This window comes from Microbulbifer sp. ABE4_465, assembly GCF_056160765.1.
Genome location: NZ_JBSWXV010000012.1, coordinates 5,200 through 28,753, shown reverse-complemented (window position 1 = coordinate 28,753; position 23,554 = coordinate 5,200). Strand labels below are relative to the sequence as shown.

At 56.4% G+C, this 23,554-nt stretch carries 1 protein-coding gene; it reads right to left on the bottom strand.

Annotated elements, in window-relative coordinates:
- Positions 1 to 28 precede the first annotated feature (28 nt).
- Entirely contained in the window at positions 29 to 23,554 is a 23,526-nt protein-coding gene (locus ACXAG1_RS15740) for a leukotoxin LktA family filamentous adhesin (protein WP_475120225.1), read from the bottom strand.

Here is a 23,554-nt window from a genome sequence, read left to right as displayed (position 1 = left end):
CTGTTCGATGGCCACAAGGACCTCACTCTCAGTCCCGCATGGCCAACGCTTCGTCCAAATTGATTTCCGCATAGCCGGGTTCATCTGTCTCCGGGTCCAGCTCGCTGTACTCGTCTGGGTCCAGCCAATCGACCGGGTTCCAGAAGTACTCGTCGGCATTGAGGTAATCCAGCGGACGGCTGTACCACAGGCGCCACAGGTCTTCGCCTTCGGCGCGCTCACCGTCTACGGCATTCTCCAGCTGATGTTCGATAGACAGTCGGGTGAAGCCCGGTTCGCCAAGGGTGTACTCGCCGTCCTTGCCCTGATAGGTCAAGACCAGCGGGTTGCGGTAGCGGGTCACCTGCGCATTGGTCAGCAACAGGTTGCCCTGGGTATCCAGCCAGAATTCACCGTAGGGTGTTACCAGCTGGCCACTGACGTCCTGCGGCGACATGTCCGCATTGTCCAGCGCCATACTCAAGGTGCCGGTTTGCATATCCAGCTCGGTAATCACTTCCGCGCTCTCGATACGCAAATCACCACTGGTGCGGATGGCACCGTAATCCGTCATCAGGCGATCGATGGTGAGTCGCGCGGAATTATCCACATTCACACCCACCCACTGCGCCGCGGCACCGCCGATATCGGTCAGGGTCAGGAACAATTCGTCATGTCCCTGACTGTCGACATTGATATCGATGGTTGGGCCACGCAGCTCCAGCTCACCGGAAGCAGTCATAAACACCTGATCCAGCTGGATACCATCATTGGCAATAAACGAACCTTCCGGAATCGTCAGTTGATTGGCCAGCAGGAATCCGTCAATCCACAGGTGCGGTGTACCTACCAGCTCAGCGATATCCAGATCACCGAACGCGCGCATACGCACATCGCCATTGCGGGCGGACAGCAATTCCGCGTGGGCGTCGTTCAGCAATACAAGGTTGATATCACCGTCATCGGTTGTTGCGGAGAACCAGGGAAGGTCCATGACCAGCGCATCGCCAATACCGGTGGCGGCGCTGAGGTAGCTGCGACTTCCGGCGGCGGCTTCGAGATGCAGCTCGGCATCGCTGCGGCCGTCGATGCGACCACCACTGCGCAGGTCAAACGCGTAGTCACCGCTCCAGCTGCTACTCAGTTCGGACAGCAACATGGTTTCGCTACTGTGCACGCGAATACCGCCCAGAGACTCGAGTCGGGTACCGGCACCCATGGTCCAGCGATTGGTCTCTATGGCCACAGTGTCGCCGGCTTTCACCAGCGTATTGGCTGACTGGGTAATGTCGCCGGCAGCCTGCATCGTCAGCGCGCCACCGGTGTAGACATTGCGGCGCAAGGCAACGTTACCGGCACTGGCGAGCGCAAGTGCACCCCCGAGGTTCAGTAGCTGCAGATCCGCATCGCCTTGCAGGTCAAGGCTGCCGTCGCCGAGTACCTGCAGACGTGCGTCAGCAGCCATCTGCCAACTGCCAGCGGACGCTGCCAAATCACCGTGTACCACCAGATGCTGGCCTTCTGCCTGCAACAGGTCAGCGACGACATCCAGCTGCATACTGCCGAAGGATTCTGCGCGCTCATTAAACTGGAGCATACCGCCCGTATTAATGGTGGTATTGCCCTGGCCGATAAACTGCGCCAACACTACATCACGGGCGCTATCGATATCGGTTGCACCAGCCACGTCTAGCAGGCTGCCTGCTCCCATTTCGAAGTGATCGGCTTCCAGCGCGAAAGCGCCACCACTATGCAGTTCTACATTCGGATCAACATGCACTCCGCCAGCAGCAGACAAATAAATCGGGCCTGCGGCAGTGAGGTGATCGCGCAACGTAATATCGGAAGTGAAGCTCTTCAGGGACAGCACACTGCCACTGTCAATGCGAGCCATGTCCATTTCGCGCCACGCGTACAGGGTCGCAAAGTTACCACTCTGGATCAGGCTGTCGTCACCCATGGTCCAGCTTCCCGCACCGGCGTAGATCGCACCACTGCTGGTAAAGCTCTGGCCTGCAGCCTGAGTCAGACGATTTAGTACCGTGATCGTCGCATCGCCTATGGTGTTGGAGCCCACGGCAACATCACCGTTCATCTCCAGGTTCCAGAACTCATTAATAGTGAGGTCTGCACCGAAGTTTGCCTGCTGATTAAAAACAAGATTCCCCAGACCGCGTTCGGCTGCCAGCAACGCGTTCCCTTCCACATCCACCAGTGCGTAGCGCTGCAGACCGGAAGTCAGTACATCCAGATCTCCCGCAACCATCAGCTCAGCATCGGTACCCATAGTGAACTGGGCAGCGGCCAACGTCAGGTCACCACCACTTTGCAGCAGCGCACTATCGCTAAGGCTGACAGCACCGTCAGCATCGATGGAAATAGCGCCGCCGGCGATCAGGGATTCACGAATCGAGAAATCGCCGCTGCTCAGCAGATTAAAGTCGCCGCCAACTTCCAGCTGCGCCAGATCCAGATCGCTCGCGATATTGAGATCCATCAGGCCGCCTACCTGCAGCAGCGCGGCATCGCCCATTGTCCAGGAGTGCGCGCTGGCCACCAGATCACCACTGATGGTGAAACGCTCACCGGCCGCCTGCATCACAGCACCGCGCAGGCTCAGGTTTGCATTGGCTGGGCTCGCTGTACCAACCGCGACATCACCGATCAGGTTGAGGCTATTACCATCTACGATCGTCAGGGATCCGCCGAAGTCGGCTGTTTCGGTAAAGCTGATATCACCGCCGGCTGTCAGTTCTGTTTCACCGCCGATTTTGACTTGTGCGTAGAGCTGTTCTGTATCGGTACCTGCGGTGAAGTTACCGGCGATGTCGAGCAGAGCATTGCTGCCCATGGTGAAGCTGTTGCCGGTAATGGAAAGGTCACTGCCGCTTCGCAGCAACGCGTTTTCGCTCAAGGCGATCGCGTCGGCTGCAGCCAGAGTTACAGTGCCGGTTGCCACAAGAGACTCATGCAAAGCGATCTCTGCACCGCTGTTCAGCGTTACGCTGGATGCGCTGTCCAGCTGAGCCAGATCCATACCCGCGATGGAGGAAATATCCATCGCACCGCCGGTCTTAAGCAACGCGCCGTCACCCATGCTCCAGCTGTTGGCAGACGCGGTCAGGTCGCCGGCTATATCGAAGGTTTGTGCTGCGGACAGAGTGACGGCTCCACGCAGAGTCAGGTTGGCAGAGCCTGCTCCAGTAGAGCCAACAGTTACGTCGCCAACCAAGTTCAGGTTATTGCCGTCAACGATTGTCAGCGCACCACCAAAGTCGGTCGCTTCGCTGAGGGTGATATCACCGCCGGCAGTCAACTCAGAATCACCGCCGATCTGCACTTGCGCGTAGTATTGCTCGACATCGGTACCCACGGTGAAGCTACCTGCGATATCGAGCAGAGCATTGCTGCCCATGGTGAAGCTGTTGCCGGTCACAGAAACATCGCTACCGCTTTGCAGCAAAGCGTTTTCGCTCATGGCGATCGCATCGGCTGCTGTCAGAGTAACCTCACCGGTTGCGATCAGGGACTCACGCAGATTGAGTTCTGCACCGCTGCTCAGCGTTACGCTGAAAGCGCTGTCCAGCTGAGTCAGATCAATGCCCGCAACAGTGGAAATATCCATCACGCCGCCGGTTTTCAATAGCGCACTGTCGCCCATGCTCCAGCTGTTGGCGGATGCGATCAGATCACCAGCAATATCGAAGGTTTGTGCCGCAGACTGGGTAACATCACCGCGCAGAGTCAGGCTGGCAGAGCCTGCTCCAGTAGAGCCAACAGTTACGTCGCCAACCAAGTTCAGGTTATTACCGTCAATGATAGTGAGCGCACCACCGAAATCGGCTGATTCACTGAAGCTGATATCACCACCGGCGGTGAGTTCAGAATCGCCGTCAACTTGCACCTGTGCGTAGTACTGCTCAGCATCGGTACCCGCGGTGAAGCTACCCGCGATATCGAGCAGCGCATTGCTGCCCATGGTAAAGCTGTTGCCAGTGATGGAAAGATCGCTACCGCTTTGCAGCAACGCGTGTTCGCTCATGGCGATCGCATCGACTGCTGTCAGAGTAACCGTCCCAGTCGCGACCATGGACTCACGCAGATTGAGTTCTGCACCGCTGCTGAGCGTTACGCTGGATGCACTGTTCAGCAGAGCCAGATCCATACCTGCGATGGTGGAAATATCCATCACACCGCCGGTTTTCAAAAGCGCACTATCGCCCATGCTCCAGCTGTTAGCAGATGCAATTAGATCACCAGCAATATCGAAGGTTTGTGCTGCGGACTGAGTGACGGCTCCACGCAGCGTCAGGTTGGCAGAACCGGTGCCTGCGGAACCTACTATTACATCGCCGACCAGATTCAGATTGTCGCCATCAACGATTGTCAGCGCACTACCAAAATCGGTCGCTTCGCTGAAGCTGATATCACCACCAGCGGCGAGCACCGAATCACCGCCGATCTGCAACTGTGCATAGTACTGCTCAACATCGGTATCCGCAGTGAAGCCACCAGCGATGTCGAGCAGGGCGTTACTGCCCATGGAGAAGCTGTTGCCGGAAATAGAAACGTCACTGCCGCCTTGCAGCAAGGCGTTTTCGCTCATGGCAATCGCGCCAGCGGCTGTCAGAGTAACCGCGCCGGTCGCAATCAGGGACTCACGCAATTTGATTTCTGCACCGCTGTTCAGCGTTACGCTCGAAGCGCTGAACAGCTGCGCCAGATCTATGCCCGCAACGGTGGATATATTCATCGCGCCGCCGGCTTTAAGTAACGCGCCGTCGCCCATGGTCCAGCTGTTGGCGGATGCGGTCAGGGCACCGGCTATTTCGATGGTTTGCGCTGCGGACTGAGTGACGTCTCCGCGCAGGTTCAGATTGGCAGCGCCAGTACCTGTGGAACCAACAGTTACGTCGCCAACCAAGTTCAGGCTATTACCGTCAATGACAGTAAGCGCACCGCCGAAGTCGGCAGTTTCGCTGAAGCTGATATCGCCGCCGGCCGTCAGTTTAGAATCACCTCCGATCTGCACCTGTGCGTAGTACTGCTCAGCATCGGTACCCACGGTGAAGCCGCCAGCGATATCGAGCAGAGCATTGCTACCCATGGTGAAGCTGTTGCCGGAGATGGAAAGATCGCTACCGCTTTGCAGCAAGGCGTTTTCGCTCATGGCAATCGCGTCGGCGGCTGTCAGAGTAACCGCGCCGGTCGCAATCAGGGACTCACGCAATTTGATTTCTGCACCGCTATTTAGCGTTACGCTCGAAGCGCTGTTCAGCTGCGCCAGATCCATGCCCGCAGCAGTGGAGATATCCACAGCCCCGCCGGTTTTCAGCAGCGCGCCGTCGCCCATGCTCCAGCTGTTTACAGATGTAGTTAGATCACTCGCAATATCGAAGGTTTGTGCAGCGGACTGCGTAACATTGCCACGCAGCGTCAGGTTGGCAGAACCAGCGCCAGCTGATCCGACCGTAACATCACCCACCAGTTTCAGGTTATTGCCGTCAATAACAGTAAGTACACCGCCAAAATCCGCTGCTTCACTGAAGGTAATATTACCGCCGACTGTGAGTTCGGAATCACCGTCAATCTGCACCTTTGCGTAGAACTGCTCAGCATCGGTGCCAGCAATAAAGCCACCGGTAATATCCAGCAGCGCATTACTGCCCATGGCAAAGCTGTTGCCGGTAATGGAAAGATCGCTACCGCTTTGCAGCAAGGCATTCTCGCTCATGGCGATCGCGTCGGCTGCAGTCAGAGTTACAGCGCCGGTTGCCACAAGAGACTCACGCAAGGCGATTTCTGTACCACTATTCAGCGTGACACTGGAAGCACTATCCAGTTGCGCCAGGTCCATACCCGCTGCAGAGGAAATACCCAGTGCATCGCCCGTTTTGAGCAATGCATCGCTACCCATGTTCCAACGATAGGCGGAAGCAGTGAGCGCTCCAGAAACATCAAACGTGGTTGCCGCTGTTTGGGTTACCGAACCACTCAAATCAAGATTCGCATTTGCCGGGGAGGCAGCAGAGCCGACCATGACATCGTTCAGGAATGTAATGTCACTATCGCTGTCGATCGTGAGATTGCCGCCGCTCGTTAGTGAACCGAACTGGCTCGCCGATGCGAAATCGAGTGTGGCTGCAGTACCACTTTCCAGCAGGCTACTGGCATCCGCAAGCCAGGCGCCTGCGGTTACATTTACCGCGCCGCTGGCGCTGCTCGATTGGTTGGCGGCCTGTGTCACAGTGCCATCTACCAGCAAGGTCATTGCGGACGTCGCCGCGGTACCAACGGCGAGGTCGCCGGTCAGAGACAGTTCGCCACTAGTGGTCAGGTGAAAGCTGCGACCGATATTCGTATTGCCATTAAACGCAATATCGTCACCGGCGCGCAGAGTCAGGTTTCGGCTAACGGTCAGTGCTTCAAATTGCTGCCCCGCGGTGGTTTCAATTTCGGCATTGTTGCCGACCAACAGTTGGCTGCCACTGGCCATCTGCCAGCTTTGCGCCAGCAGAGGACTGCCGTTGATGCCGCGCAAGTTACCCGAGACATCCAGTGTCACACCGTCAGAGACAAACACATCACCAAGGGTTTCAAGGCTGAGGTGGCCCGAAGTGATCACCGTATTGCCGAAGGTAATATCGCTGCCGCTATCAATTTGCAGGGCAGAGCCGCCGTTGATACTGCCGAAGGTGCTGTCGGAATCGCCGAGAGCAAAAGATGCCGAGACAATGGCATCGAAGTTACTGGTGGCCGCCGCAGAAACACCGTCAGCGTTAATGTTGATACCCATGGCATCCACCAGGCTGCCGCCGGAAAGTGTGAAGAGGCCGCCCGCATTTGCGGTGAACTGCCCAGATGTATAGGCATCCCCTCCGAGGTTCATGACGCCGATACCGGATTGCAACGAAATCGAAGCGACTTTGCTCGTCGCGCTGCCGATATTTCCCTGCACCTCAAGGCCATTTTCCGCGGTCAGACTGACTTGTCCACTACCAAGCAGATCGCCTGTAACGAGCAGAGTCTCCCCCTCTAGGTCGACCACACCCAATGGAGAGGCGCTGACATCGACATCGCCGATCTGCAATCCCGCCTGCGCATCCGCAAAGACATTTCTCGCCTGCAGGTACACGGCGTCGATACCGCCAATGGCGCTGTCCAGATTATTCAGGGCTGTGAGATTAATATCGCCACCGGCAATCAACGTCTGCAGGTTTAAGCTGTCGATCGCGAGAAGCTGTATATCGCCTTCGCTCTGAATCTTTTTACCGGAAGCCATGGCAATAGATTGGGCATCCGCCAGAAGACCGGCGTCACCGCCACTGGAAGCACTGGTGTAAGCGATATCCAGATTGCCATTCAGTTGCAACTGACCTGTCGCCAACAGATCCAGGTCTCCGCGAGTAGTGATATCTCCGAGGATCATGCTACCGGCAGTTGCATCGAAATCGCCACTGCCAATGTTGAAGCTGACCGCATCGACATCGATATTATCTGCAGAAAGCTTTGCCTGGTTGGTTACGGTGACCGTGAACGCATCGCTATCGCGAATGTCGCCAGCGGCGTAGAGATCCAATTCGGCTGCACTGATATCACCGTCAATCACCAGATTGCCACTGGCATTGACACTCAACACACTGTTAACTTCGGCCGCAAGGCGTGCTTCCGAAGTACCGGCAATATTCAGCCATGCATTAACTGCTTCAACACTCAGGTCACCACCGCCGGACATACGCAAATTCAGTGCCTGCGATACGCTTCCCAGATCATCACTGGCTTCCAGTTGAATCCCATCACCGGAGATGACGCTGTCGCTGTCCAGGCCATAAACACCGCCACCACTCAGCAGGTTGGCGATACCCCCGGCACTGACGGCATCCACCACCAGATCACCACCCACCTGGGAGAGGTACAGGTTATTGGCGGCACCGGCCTGACGCAGCACGCCGCTCAAATCCACCTGTACGTAATGGGATTCGCTGCCGATATCTCCCTGGGTATTGGCGAGATACAGATCGTTCGCGGAGATATTGGTGCCGCTGATCGAATCGATCGCACCGTTAACCGCAAGGCGCACATCCCCGTTGCTGGAAACAATGCTGCCCAGGGTCAGACCGCTGGCAGATTCCGCATAAATTTCTTCACTGGCGGTAATATTCAGCACGCCGGTGGTGTCGATCTTGATCGGGTCCACCTGAGATACGTTGAAGATCACCAGTGAGCCGGATTCCGTGGTTTCGATATCTCCGGGGCCAGCTTCTAGCAGGGCAATTTTCTGCGCGTCGGTTATGGTCGGGTTGTTGCGATCAATAGCGAAGACCAGGTCTGCCAGGTCTTCGCCCACGCTGCCGCCGCTGACACTGATGTCCAGGTTCGGCGCGACAACATTGGCTTCGCGGTTGGTCAACGTCGCCTGGGCATCGGCATTCAGTGCTGCGGCATTGATACTGATATCCAGCTGGCTCTGGCTCCACTGGGCGCCGTCTACCAGGCTGGCGTACCAGCCGCTGGCTTCATCAATCACCAGGGCATAGTCACTGTTGTAGCTGCTGGAGAGCAGGTCACCGTAGTCGTAACCTTCGAGAGTCCCCTTCTGCTCTACGCCGATGGCGTCTTCCTCATTGGCATAGACATCTGGCGCCGCGACCTGGTCGGCAAACCAGTCTTCCAGACCGAGGAATTCCTCTTTCGCCAGCGCGGTGGCTTCCGCCACGGTTGAAACGCCGTAGCGGCTCATAAAGGTTTCTTCGAAGGCACTGTCGATGGTGAAACCCGCTTCAGAAGAATCACTCAGGCGCTGCTTGATCAACCAGTAACTGTGATACTTACTAGTGAACTGGTTTTCATAACCGGTGACCGCGACCTCGCCGGCATCATCATCCTGAAGACCCAGGCGATCCCATACGGTCTGCAAGTAGGCCAGTTCTTCATCGGTCTTTTCATTCTGACCGATGCCGTTAATCAGGCTACCGCTGCCGAGTCTGATTACCACATCTTCGCTGGCAGTAATGGTATTAACCGCGAGATCACCGGAGGCCTGGGAGATCACAATGTCATCTGCCGCTTCCAGTGTCACTTCGTTTACATCGAGGTTGATGTAGTCGTAAGTGGAGGTTTCACCAATAGTGCCCGCGGAACCGATACTGCCGGAGTAACTCACCAGGTCCAGAGTATCACCCTGGATATGGGTGCCACTGCCCACCCCTTCCAGACCTTTGTCTACGGTCCCGACGATGTCATATCGCGCACGGAATTTCTCCAGCTGCACCGCACCGGATTTACCGGTGATATCGAAGTACAGAGAGCCGTTATCTGCATCCAGAGATACCGTATTGGTAGCAATATTCAGCGGGTCGTCCAGCGTACCCAGATCGCCCTGCCCGGCATACAGCCGCAGGGTTTCTGCATCGAACGAGGAGCCTGTCCCCACATTTAGGGCACCCAGGGTATTGATGTCAGTGGTACCCAGTGGGTTATAGATATTACCGTTGATCGTGACATTGGCTGTAGAGTCGATATCGATACTACCGGTAGCCAAACCGGTAAAAGAAATGCCGATACTGTGATCCGCCTTTACATAGGTGTGCGTTTCCATATTGAGGTAATACGGGATATACACACTGGGGTCAGTATCGGTCCAATTGGAGCCGTAGTATTTGTCGTAGCTGTAGCCAATCGCCCACCAATAGCGACGAATGGTATCTGCATCGAATTCGTGGCGAATATAATCCGTCGCAGTGCCATTGGTACACACATCCGGGTTTGCTGCACAGGTAGTGTAGTAATTGGCCTCCACATTCCACTCCAGCGCACCGCCGGCACCGGTCCCCTGCCACTCGCCCACTGTATTGGGGTATTTCGCCAGATATCCATCTTCGAAGTCGGTATAGGTCCGGCTAACCGAAGCGTCTTCACGGATGTAATACAGCTGCCCGGTCAGCGGGTTATATGTCGTACTCGACGTAGTACCGGTACCACCAGAGGTCCCGATAAAGGTGCCGTCTTCATAGCTGGTGGCGTATGAAGTGGTTTCGTACTCCTGAATCTTGCCGCCGGGGCTGTGTACATACCAGTGACTAAAGTAATCACTGGTACTGCCACCGTCATTCATATTTTTGGTGAAGTTGTAATCGGTGATCCGCACGATACCCACCGCATCATCACCGGCATCCAGACTGTTAATCACCAGTTCGGTGCTTGACGCATTGTCAATATCAATCTGACCGAGGCCATCGCGCACCAGAATTTTTCCATCTTCACTGGTAGAGGAAATTTTGGCATTGATAGACAGGTAACCGCCGCCGGAGACCGGCACGTCATCCACCAGCAACTGACCGGAGGCAACGTCATAGGTCAATGTAATACTCTCTGCACCACTGACCTTGGAAATCTGCGGATCTATGTAGATGTATTCTTGTTCAAACGGAGTGATAAAATCATTCACGTACGCCGGGTTTTCTACCCGCAGTGTCTCTCCGGGTTCCAGCTCAATCTGGTCTCCGCTGGATAGCCCCATCCTATCGATGTATTCGGCAATCGCCGCATCAAAGCCACTACCCACGCTAACCGACCAGTTGTTGTCGGTGCCTACCTCAATGGTGCCATTCAGGTCGACGCGGCGCGCATTGATAACGACCTTTTCACCCACGATCGTGGATCCGGGCGCTCCGATATCACTCTTCACGCTCGAATAATTCGCGGTGCGGATCAGGTTACTCTGCTTGTCCTCCACTGGTTTGAAGCGCCAGTTCCTACCACCGCGGCTGCTACTGTCGGTTTTAAACTTCAGTCGAATCTGATCGGCACCTTCATACTCCTGTGAATCACTGAAGCCCCAGTTAAAGAAAACATGGACGGTGTCATAATCGCCGGCGTAGTAGGGGTCTTCGCTGTTGTCTTCAACACCCCCAATGTAACAGTCTTTGGCAGTAGCGCAGGAATAAAACCAGTTGTTAAACTCATCTATACCGGTCGCATCAATATCATCTTCGTAGGTGTAGTTGATCCAGTACTGAACAAAATCTTGCGCATCCGTAGGCTTCCACTTGTCGACAAAGTTAACCAGCGAAGACGGCGAGCGGCCGTAGTAAACATCACTGTTGCCTGCGTTCACCACCAAGCTGCCATTTTCCACCGTTAAATTAATGGTGTTGGCTTCGATAGTAGCTTGCTGGAGTAGGTCACCTTCTTCCAGGGTGATATTTACCGTAGAGAGCAAATTGGTAATAGCACCATCCACAATCACATCGGAATTCAGCTTATCGTCACCCGCCGGGTTGTGATTAATATGAATACCGGAGCTTACACCGGTCGTCGTGCTGTCTTCTTCAGTGATATACGCCGCATCCAGTGACGCACCGCCGGTGACATAGACATTACCGCCGGTCTGATTAGCAATGTATAAATTACCAACCAGAAGATGCTGGTCATCGCGATTACTAACATCAATGTAAGCGTCACCACGGGCAATAATTTCCGGGTGATTACTGCTTCCACCTTCAAGGTCAATACTGTCCGCCACCAGACTCACGTTACCGGCAGAGGCATAGATATCGGTCACAGAAATCACATTGTTTTCTTCTGCCGACAAGGTATCGAGGATTACTGATAGAGCGGCAATTTCTGTGTTCAGCTCATTGATTTCGTCGGTGTAAGGGTTCTCACCGGAGCTACCGGTGCTGGTTTCAGTACTGGATCCACCGCTGCCGGTATCACCAGTGTCCTCATTGCCATCCGCCTTGCTACCGTCATTACTGGTACCAGCATCGGTCCAGGCTTCGTACTCATCTACCAGGGTCTGCAATTCATCGATATAGGCCTGCAAGCTCGCACGGGAAGAGAACTTATCACTTAACTGTTCCGCAGTACCGTACCCGGCGAGGTCGGAAGTAATATTGCCTTCGTCATCCACATCAACCCACTGATAGGCATTCTGCCCCGCAACCACGGAACCGGAGCCTTCAAATACCAGGGTATTTTCACTGTCGGTATCGTTGGAACCGAAAGTGGTTTCGGTAGAGAAAAGTTCCAGGTACGGGTTGCGTTCTACACCGTCCGCGTTGGCATACACAGAACCCTCATTGGCTTCAATGGTGACATGACTGTCGCTGCCAATATCGATGTCATCTCCAAAAACAACCTTGTTGGTAACATTTACGTCCGCGTCAGCTTTGTTGCCCGCGGGGATAGGTACCGCGGTCCAGTTGTATACATTGGTGCGCGCGTCTGCCACCAGCTGGTTTTCAAACAGATAACGGGAACCGCGGCCGGCGTAGATGCCGACATTTTCCAGGGCATTGATGATTACGTCTTCCCCGATATCCACCTTGTTATTGACGGTGACATTTACATCGGAAACGCCACCGGCGACGCCGGCAATCGCCCATACACTGGTTTCCGCCTGCGCGGTGGCCGAGCCAATTGTGTAAGTACCAATTCCAATTTCACCTACCGGGTTGTACAACAATGCGCCGTCGCCGATGGTGACCGTATTGCTGGACTTGGCATCCACATCGGATTCGGAACCGGCTCCTTGCAAAGCGCCACCCACTTTCAGAACGGCAGCGTCATACACATAGAAACGGGTGTGAGCATCGATAAAGATGCCGTGATCGTATGTGCTGTCGACCCAAGCCAGGTCGCTGATGGCCAGCACGGCGTTGTTGCCAATTTCCACCGCAGCATCGACACCAGTGAGATCTTGATAGGACAGACCCGCAGAGCCATTGGCTGCGCCGCCGGCACCGGCATTGATACTGGTTTCGAAACCAGACTTGGCGGCATTCTGGATTTGCAGCGCCGCGTTGTCCGCTTCAATTTCGATTTGCAGCGCTTCAAAGCTGACGTTGTTGCCGAGGATGACTTCCGCATCGTTATCGATATCGGAATTGGATACCGCACCGGAACCACCAACCACGGAAACCGTGGTGGAATCGGTACCGGCAAAGAACTGACTTTCGTGTGCCGCAGAAAGTCGCACTTCGCCACCCATGATCGGGACGGCGGTATAGCCTGAGGCCCAATCGGCGATTTCTACACTGGCCGCCTTATTGGAACTGGAATTGTTGTAGCTGTTGGCATTGGAGACGGCGGCGGAACCGGAGTAGTAACCGCCACCTCCCGCGGTGGTGAAGCTCTGGTTTTCGTCGTAGTTGTAGGCGTCAAGAATAAAATCACCGGTACGCAGCACCGCGTTGGAAATCGGGTTGCTGCCGTATTCCACCCGCGCAGAGGTACTGGATTCCGCGGTGGACCAGTTGAAGCCGCCCGCATACAGGCCAACAAAGTAGCCATTGGCATCCGCGTACTGCACCGCGGTATTGCGCGCGTAAACACCGAAATCGTTATCCGGAATACGCACACCGTCGCCGACTTTGGCTACAGCCTGGGAACTGTTTTCTGCCAATGCTTCGGAGCCGGCAACACCGGCCAGCAAACCGCCGGATGCGGCGAACGCATTGGCATCGGCGCTGACATAATCGTCATCGGAACCATCGCCGGTTTCCGCGCGGATATTTACATCCGCGGTACCGGTGAAATAGGTACCGTCACCGGCTTCCGCCTGTGCTTTGGTATCGGCGATGGCATAGGAGAAGGAGCCACCCATGGCTCCACCGCCGCCTACGGTAACGCCGTATGCGCGGGAGAAAACTTCCGGAGTCGCCTGGACATCGATATTCACCACTCCATCCGCATCAATGGTGCCGTGTACCGTGGCATTGACATTGGACTCGTCACGGGCATCGGTAATCACGCCCTGAACACCAACCAGCAAACCGCCGGCTAACGCAAAGGCACTGGTTTTTACCAAACCTCCGGAGAATGCCTCCAGCTCGACATTATTGAATCCGCTGATGGCCTGGCCCGCTTCACCCAGCCAGGCATCCACATCGCTATTCTTTTCCGCAAAGCCAATGGAAACGCCGATGGCACCGGCACCGACGGTAACGCTCAGAGAGCCTTCGGTTGGGTCATCCGGTTTGCCACTGTCCAGGTCGCCCACACGCAGTTCGGTGGTATCGCGGGCGGATACGGAAATATCCCCGGTGTCGTCACCGGTTGCAGAAGTCACACCGGCCACGGTGCGCAATTCACTGCGCACATCATTGTAATTGACGGTCACGCCGGTGCCGCCGCCGCTGACCACCCAGGATTTCATTTCACCGGCCGCATCGTCGTCGGACACATTCATCACCTGCGCATCGACGGTGACGTCGTTGGCGGTAAGATCCGTGTCCACCGTGGCGATGGTCATGTCATACAGGCGGGTAACCCCCACAGCACCAGAGATGGCAATGCTGCCGAGGGAGACTGCACCCAGGCCCTGATAAGTGAACAGCATGGTCTGCGCGTCCACATCCAGGGTGTCCACATCGATATCGCCGCCGGAAATACGCGCAGCCACCACGCTTTCGCCACCGATTTTCAGTGACTCGCCGGATTCGGTACTGGTGGCCGTAGAGGGTACGGCGCTTGCCTCAATGGTTACGCCACTCTCTTCTTCGATCGCCGCAATATCATCGTCAGAAAGATGCGGGTTGTAGGCCGCAGTGTCTTCCGACATCACATTGTTGGCGGCCTGGCGGGAAGGATCGAATTCGTTTTCCGCGTTGGTGCCGTCTTCGGTGGTGGTATCGCCCTGGCCGAACAGGGCCACACCGATACTCACCGCCGCGCCCACATTGGTGGATGCACCACCGGCCATGGAAATCATCCAGGCTTCGCGCTGTGCGGTGGCGTCGATATCGAGCAGGGTCGCGTCGATATCGGAACCCACCACTTCCGAGTACACCTGGCTGCGGCCGAGTACCACGTTGGCCACAGCACCCACGCCCACGGTATTACCCGCACCGATACCCAGGGTTTCCTGGTCGACGTCGAGAATTTCCTGCGCATTGACGGTTACACTGGTGGCATCGGAGGCGCCGTCTTTACCGAGAATCTGCGTAGTGAAGTAATCGTCGGCGCTATCGCCACTGGTGCCGTTGTCGTGCAGCAGGCCGTGCACCCCGGCGCGGGTCTCACCGCGGAATTCGGTGACGTTGATCATCGCCGCGATGCCAAAGCCGGTGCTCACACCAGCACCCAGGGAATAGCTGTTCACGCTTTCCAGGCGATCCGCATCCACGGTGACGTTGTCGGCTTTGATTACGGTGCTATCCGCATCGCCGGAATCGTCCAGGTCGTTGCCGATCAATGCGGTGCTGTTACCGCCGATCACATTCACCGCGAGGCCAACCCCCACCCCCACGGAAGTGCCGATACCGGCCGAGCCCGCTGCGGAATTAACGTCCTGACGGCGCTCCGCATTTACCACCACATCGGAAGCGGTGACGGTGCTGTCGTGCAGCCAGGCTTTGGTACCGCCGAGCATGTTGTTGATGGTGACCGAAGCGGTGCCGCCGATGCCACCCTCGGCGCCTACGCCCGCGGCAATACCGGCAGAAACCGCCTGCGCCAGCTGGGTGGAGTTTGCGTCCAGGGTCAGTTCGTCCGCCTTGATGCTAGAGCCGTTGATCTCGGCGCTGGCGGATTTGCCCATATGGTTGCTGGCAAAGCCACCCACACCGGCACCACCGGTGGACAGGGCAATACCGGCAGACACACTGAGGCCGTAATCGTGACTGGAGCCACGCACCACCACATCTGCATTGTCTTCGCCGGACACACCGCTGTTGATGGTGGAATTCTTGATGTAGGCATCGGTGCTGGATTCAAACACGTTGGTGGCGACGTTTGCGGTAATCGCCACATTCTTGCCGCCGGAACCGCCAACGGTAATCGCCTGCTGTTTGACATAGCTGGTGGCATTGACCACCACACCGGTAACCCGCTCGGTGCGCTCGCTCAGGTTCTGTGAGCCAAACGCGGTGGTGAGATCATCCATGCTGACATCGGAGTTACCCACCGCATTGGAATTGCCGTCGCCGTCTTCTTCGGTGGCGGACAGATCCGGCAGATCGGTTGTGCCCACCAGTTCGCCACTGTTGATGGCGTAGTCGCCCGCATTGCCCAGGGCTTTCACCGTAGCGTTTTCGATATACGCCTGGGTTTTTCCGTACTCCGCCGCGGTGGAAATTGCCACCGCACCGGCACCGCCGCTCAGGCCCACGCCCACGGCACCACTGCCCACCAGATTTTCCGTATTGGCTTCCGCCTCCACGGTGACATTGCCATAGGCATTGATATGGGCGTTATCGGCGATGCGCGCGGTGACATTGCCATCCACTACGCCGGTACCAATCGACGGGGCAATGCCCACCTGTTTCGCCGCTGCGACACCGGCATCGATGGTCAGCAGCCAGTTGTCCCGCTCGGCAATCACATGGACATTTTTTGCCTTGAACTTGGCACTGGTGTCACTGCTGCCGTTGCCGAGAATTTCACTGGTCACATCGGAGTCAACTCGATTCACCGCCGCAGCAATTCCACCAGCAGAACCGCTGGAAGAGCCGGCGCCCATCCACGCAGTGGATACGCTGTCGGTGAAGTCCCCGGACAGGACATTGATATTGCCACCGGTACTGCTCGCGGAGCCTGCGGAATTATCGCCGGTATTCTTGATCCCCGCCTGCACCGTCTGATCCAGATCGGTCACGCTGAGCGCGCCGGCGAAGCCGAGGCCGCCGCTACCGGTAGACGCGCCAATCGCAATGGCATTGCCCACCAGCAGGTTGTGATCGTCATCTGCACCACTGGCGGCTTTAACGGTTACGTCGCCGGACGCCTGCAGATCCACGTTGCCGATACGCGCGCGGGTTTCGTGGCCGCTATCGCCGATCAGGTTCATGGCAACCGCCAGGCCCACCGCTGCGCCGCTGCCGGTGGAAACACCAATCGCGCCGGCAACGTTCACCAGATCCATATCGTTCTGAGCCAGCACCGAGACGTCATCCGTATTAATGGTGCCGTAGTCGTAGCCGTTCCAATCACCTATTTCCGCTTTTACAGTATTGTTGACACTGTTTACCGCAACAGAACCGATACCGGACCACTTGCCAGTGGCGACACCGACACCCGCGGCAACGCTGTACAGCAGTGCTTCGTTGCGCGCTGATACATCAACACTACTTGCAGCAGTATCGCCGCTATTGATATCGGAGTACTGAATACGCGCAGTTTTTTCGGTCTGTACATCCGCATGGGCGTAGGAAAGGCCCAGGTTGGATTTACCCACCTGCACCACACCGGCGACCGCGATAATCCGCTCCCCTTCAGAGCTGTAGTCATAAGCAGATCCGGTGCCGTCGTCACTGGTATGCACTTCGGTATTGTCGATGGCCGCAGCACCGGTAAAATCATAATCCTTGTTGACTTCGCTGTTGCCCAGTCCATCGAGAATACTGTCGAGACTACCTACTTTGGTGCCAGCCACATTGACTGCAACGCTATCTGCTCCATTGATAGTGACGTATTCAAGCAACGCTTTGGTGTCGCCCTTGATCGAGCCGATAGCAAAGCTGCCCATGTAGCCCATGGAGTTTTCAGCGTTATCGTTATAACCGACCCCGGCCGCACCAATACCAATGCGCTGTAATCCACGCGCACTGATATCAATGTTGTCAAAGTTATATATCTGACTGTTGTAGAAAAAGCCCCCCTTCTCGTAATCGGTAACGATGGCCTCAACGGCCTTGCCGCTGAATACGTCCTCGTTGTAAGCCGAAGACAGAACATTGTTACCATCGGGGTTACTGTCGCCGATCAGGTTGCCCGGATCGTCGATATCCGCAAAGGTAATTGCCAGGCCGTAACCCTGCTGGCCACCACCATACAGGGTGCCACCACCCACACCGATATCGGTATTGTTGTAGGCGGAAACTTCAAAATCGTTGTCGCCAACACCACTGGCGCTGACCACAGTGCCTTCCATACGCGCGGAGGTGCCATCGCGCACTTGGGCACCGGAAATAGAGAGACCCGCAGATGTAGACTTTCCGCCCTGCGAGGGTTTATCCACAGCCAATGCCAGGCCAACCGAAGTCAGTTCACCACCGTGCAGCGCCTGAATCGAGAGGTCATCCAGGTTGCGCACATCGGAATCAATTAACCACGCCAAAGCATCGTTAAAGCTGATCTGGTAGGCAATGGCACCCGCCATGGCACTGCTGGTAGGTGTTTTGGTCGATGTAGACAGGTTGAAGGCGGCAGAGCCAGAGGCGGAAGCAGAAACAATTTTTTGCAGCGCCTGGATATCCAGGGTGACCTCTTCACCGGTGTGTCCCTTGATGGTGACACCATCCACTATGGCCTTGGCATCCAGGTTCTGCACCACAATAGTGACACTACCAGCGCCGGCGAAACTGGTCGCATCGGAGTCTACTTGCGCGACACTTTCCTCACTGCTGGCGCTGTCGCTATCGTTGGAACCGCTCTCGGACGATTTACCAATAGAGCTGTCACCCGAGCTGCTGTTTGCGCTGTTGGCGCTGTCCGAAGTATTGCTGGAAAGATCGGCCGAGTAATTGCCGAATTTGCTACCGTACCAGTCTTCAAATTTCTGACCGACACCAGGCTCACCGGTATCTTCTGTCAGCAAAGCACCGGCAGCGGCAACACTGCCGTTGGTGCCGCTGGATTTACCTCGCACTTCGACGTTACGCGCAATAATCACCGGCGAACTCGGTTGCTCGGGGTTGGTCGGAGCAGTAGGGGCCGGCTGCGTGCCGTTTTTGAAATCGACTTTTTCCGCTTCTTCGCTGTTATCACCGATAAAGGCTTTTGTATCGCCCTGGGTAATATTGGTAGCGATGGCGATGCCCACCGCGCTTTCACCGGCAGTCCAGTTCACTGCACCGGCACCGGTCCAGTTGCCCATCTGATGGTCGGCGACAACAACCAGGTCATCCGCGCTGACATAGGCGCTGTTGGATAGGGAAGCGTGGGTGAGGGATTCACTATTTAGAATCGCGATCACCCCGTTGAATCCGGTACCGGTACCCATGCCGGAAGACGGGGTAATAACAAAATGGCGCTCGTCGGTTTCCGCGGTAATCTCCACATCGTCGGCGGCGGTAATACTGGCATCACCAACCCCCGCTACCGCCTGCGCATTCTGCTGGACATAGGCGATGGTACCACCGACCGATTTACCTTCGTCGTTGGTGCCGTTGCCATTTGGCAGGATACCGAGAGTACCGATATTGCCGGCCACATGGGCACTTTCAATCAGGTTATAGGCACGCACCGCCACCGAGCTGTCAAAGTCGTAACTGTAGGTGACGTCCTTGAAAGGTTCAAAATCACTGAAGATACCCGGGCTGGCCAGTTCCGAATCGAGATCGTAAGAAACACTCCAGTCGCTTGTACCTGTGGTAGTGACTTGTACTCCGTCGCCAATCCACGCTTTTGTACCGATCTCGTTCCACTGAACATCGACACTGCCACCGTAGGCTTCCTTGTCGGCACCCGCACCGGCATTGGCGAAGCTGGTAAGAATATTATTTTGCAGGCCACCGGTGCCGTTGAACTTGCCTATGACATCGGAAAGTGATTCCCAGCGGTCATAGGTGGAGACGATGGGCATTTTCTGCTCTGCCACCACGCCGAGGTTCTGTGAAATTATCGTGGTGTAATCGCCGATCTCCGCCACCGCATCGCCTTCGTGAATGGCAAAGTTGAGCGCGAATGCGGCACTCTTTTCTGCGGCACTGGTCTGCTGTGCGCCGACCGTACCTTCCTTCGGCGAAGTTACCACCGCTTCCGCGGAGGTGCGGTAACCACCCTGGTCACCACCAACAGCTCCACGACCATCGCCGCCGATCACTTCGTCGTTGTCGGTTCCAAGATCCGTGGCAGCGGCCACCAGCACATTGCCGCTGGCGTTGATGGTCGGCGCATCTTCTGCACCACCAACGTTGTTTCCGAGATAGGCGTAGGCTTCTTTGTCCGAGAGGTTCAGTGAGAAGGCGAGGCCTCCCTTCCACGTAACGGTGCCTGACGTTTCTGCGCTATCTTCTGCTTCATCCCCGGCATCATCACCGGCGTCGTCACTAGAATCGGCAGAGTCATCCGACTCACTAAGTTCGACGCCGTCCGGCATGAACTTGCTTACCAGGGTAGAAACACCTCCCTGAACCTTACCCATCCCTTTGACCAGCTTTGAGCCGATGGTGCGCGCGAGAATACTGCTGCCAACAGTTACACCCGAGTGCACACGCTGCTCCACGGTGCGGTCCAGGGCGACCACGGAGACATCACCCACTTGCGCCAGATCAGTTCCGAGGTCCGCCCCCATTTCCGCGGTGGCACTGGTATCAAAATCTCCAATTGCCACGGCGATGCCATAGCGCGTGTTGGCCAAACCATAGACCGACGCCGAGGCATAAAAGCGATTCAGGTTTTCTGCGGCCACCAGGAGGTTATCGGCTTCCAGGTTCGCGCCGGTTTCGATAATTGCATTCGCGTCGACGTCCGCTTCGCCCACCGCGACCGCAGCCACCACCTTATTGGCATCGTCCGCCTGTAACACAAAGGCACTGGAAGATACGTAAGCCTCGTTGTGCGCGGTAACCGACAAGTCCCCACCGGCAGAAATGGTCGCGCCGGACTTCACTTTTGCAGTGCTGGTGGCACTACCGCCAACATAGATGCCAGCAAGTGATGCAGTTAACAGATCGCCCCCCATCACCAACGCCATCGCCTCGGCTACAGCGTGAGACGTGGCCGACAGGTTGACGTCGCCGGAAGCGGTAATGTCCGCGGAGGATTCCACGGTTACCGTTGCGTCGGCATCAGCCTCCATATAGTTGAAATCGACACCACCCAGTGCGGACACCGCTTTCAACCCCAGGGTCATACCGATCTCTTCGTACATGGAACTGATGGCAGAACTGAATGCAGTTGCAGTGACATTGTTCGCGTCGATGGCGCCGGCGATGGTGATACCGGTTTCGGCACTGGCAGACGCGTAGCCAACAGAATCCTTTTGCGTGGCGGTAAGGATCACATCGCCGTCGGTCGTGTCAGTATCGCCGTCAGCGGTATCCAGTACACTGGTGCTGGCCAGGTTAATGGTGGCGGCATCCAACTCGATATTGCCCACCGTATCGCCGGTGCCTGCACTGGTGCGCAGGGTGCCAGCTACATCGATACTATCCGCCTCCATGGAAATGGCCGCGGCAGAAATATCGGCAGTAGATTCGATGGTGATATCGTCGGCGATAAAGGCCAGTTCACCGGCATAAATCAACGCCTTGGTCCAGACGAGGCTGTCGGATTCCAGGGTAAGTTTGGTTGCGGTCAGGCTGGAAAGATCGAGGCTGTCGGTGATACTGGAGCGCAGCAGAATACTTTCGCTCGCTGCCATAGTGCCGTTATTGGTAAAGCTGTCGACATCCAGTTCGATATTATCGGCGGTAAAGCTGGTGTCGGTTACGAGGGTCAGATCGCCGCCATCGAAAATGATATCGCTGCCGCTGAAATCGAAATTTCCAGTGTCGACCCAGACAATGTCATCGCTACCGGCGCCGGTCACGGCACCATCACTGCTGCTATTGGCGAGCACGATGGCGTTGTCGGTTTCTATGGCAAGGGTGCCGAAACTCAGATTGTCGAGAATACTGTAATCCGCATCGTCGATCAGTCGGATGCTACCACTGCCGGAATCTGCGGTGAGGGAGCCATCAACCGCTGTCGCGGAAGACTGCACGGCAATATTGCGCGCACTGATATCCGCTCCACTGGTGACCGTTACCGCGGCGGCGTTGAGGGTCAGGTCACCATCGAAATCCACATTGCCAAGGTGTTTAAAGTCACTAGCACCCGCGCCGGTGTAGGCGGTGTCACTAGCACTGGCCGCAAACACCATATTGTTGGATGTGGTGAGCGAGAGCCCATCGGCGGAAAGCTTGGCGAAATCGAAAGCCAGGGTACCGCCAGACAATCCGATCTGACCGAGGGTTGTGCCATCGCCGGCAGCATTCAGCCAGCCATCTGCCTGCACCCCATTAGTTGCGGCGAGACTGATATCCACAGCGGTGACATCGATTTCCGTGGTGACATTGTCCGCATCCACTTCCAGGGCAAAACCCAGGTCGACCGCACCACCGGTTTCCTCCCACACAATATCGCCGGCACTGGCAGATACACCCGTCGCGTCGGCGGTGATGGTGAAGTCACCGCTGGTATCGACGCGCACAACAGTCGCGCTGATATTATCGAGATCGCCGTACTCCGCATCACCGTCCAGGGTAATGCGTCCACTACTGTCGGCGGCAGTCGCGTCTGCAATCAGGCTGCCGTCGATATTGATATCGCTGCTGTGCAGGCTGGCGTCAGAAGCAGAAACGCTGTTACCCGCGGTAATCACCACGCGGTTGCCGGTAATATCCAGCTGGTCGTAGGCATCGATATTACCCACGAGTACCAGATCACCAGCACTCGCGGACAGCGCCTCGGCATCACCGGCGGTATCCGCCAGAACCACAGCATTGGCTCCGCCATCGATGGTCGCGGTAGCGCCGTCAATATCGATCAGTCCAATGGTCACGGTATCGCCGTCGTCGGTACCCAGCGCGGTGATATTGCCACTGATGGTGACTTCGGTATCCGCGGTGATATTGACGTTGCTCGCCAGTACTTCACCGGCGAGATTAACGGTATCCCCGAGAAAGGTAGCAATCGAGTCAATGTCATTTGCCGTTACCGCATCTCGGGTATCCACGGTGGCGGTGCTGGAAACATTGATACTGTCGGCACTGATGGTGATGCCGCCATCGGCAAACAGGTCGCCATTGATGGCCACATGATCACCATTCACACCACCGCCAGCAGCGCTGATATAGATACCCCCGCCGTCCTGTTGCAGCTCGGTTGGGGCGCTGGCATCGCCCACATTCACCATCGCCGCATCCACGTAAATCGCCTGGATGGCGTTGCCCGCGGTCATCACCGCGCCGGCATCCACCACCACCTGATTGCCCTGGATATCGATGCCGGTAGCGGTATTGATCTTGCCGGACACAGTTACCAGGCCGCTGCTGGAAACGGTATAGGAATTGTCGTCGAGCGCGACGAGTCCATCCTCGGAGAAAGACGTCGCACCGAGATCCAGCCAGCTGTCCAGTTCACTCTGGGAAGGGGTTTTTACCGAGAGCTGTCCGACATTGATGATGCCGGACGGACCCACGAGAAATCCGTAGGAACTGGCAAACACCACGTTGCCGCCGAGACTGCCATCCTGGTAGCTGTTCAGTACTCCGTGCACTTCCGGGCGACTGTCGCGCACGATATTTACCAGCTGGTCGATATCGCTATCCAGCTCCAGGTTGACCGTGTTCAGATCCCCAACCACAAAATCGTTGAAGACGTTGACCCCAACGCTGCCGTTTTTGTATTTGCTGGTAACTTTTTCGACGTTATTACCCAGGTCCTCGACCTCGGTAAATGCATCCACCGCATCAATATTATGGGTCGCCGCCAACAGGTTCACCGCGCCACCGGACAGCACCGCACCGAGGGTGACGGCCTTGCCGGTATGTGGACGCTTATTCCGGCTCGGCTGTGCACTTTGGCTGCTGCGAGTAGCAAAGCGAATAGCGCGGGCAAGCAGGTGGTGACGGAAGGGCTTCAT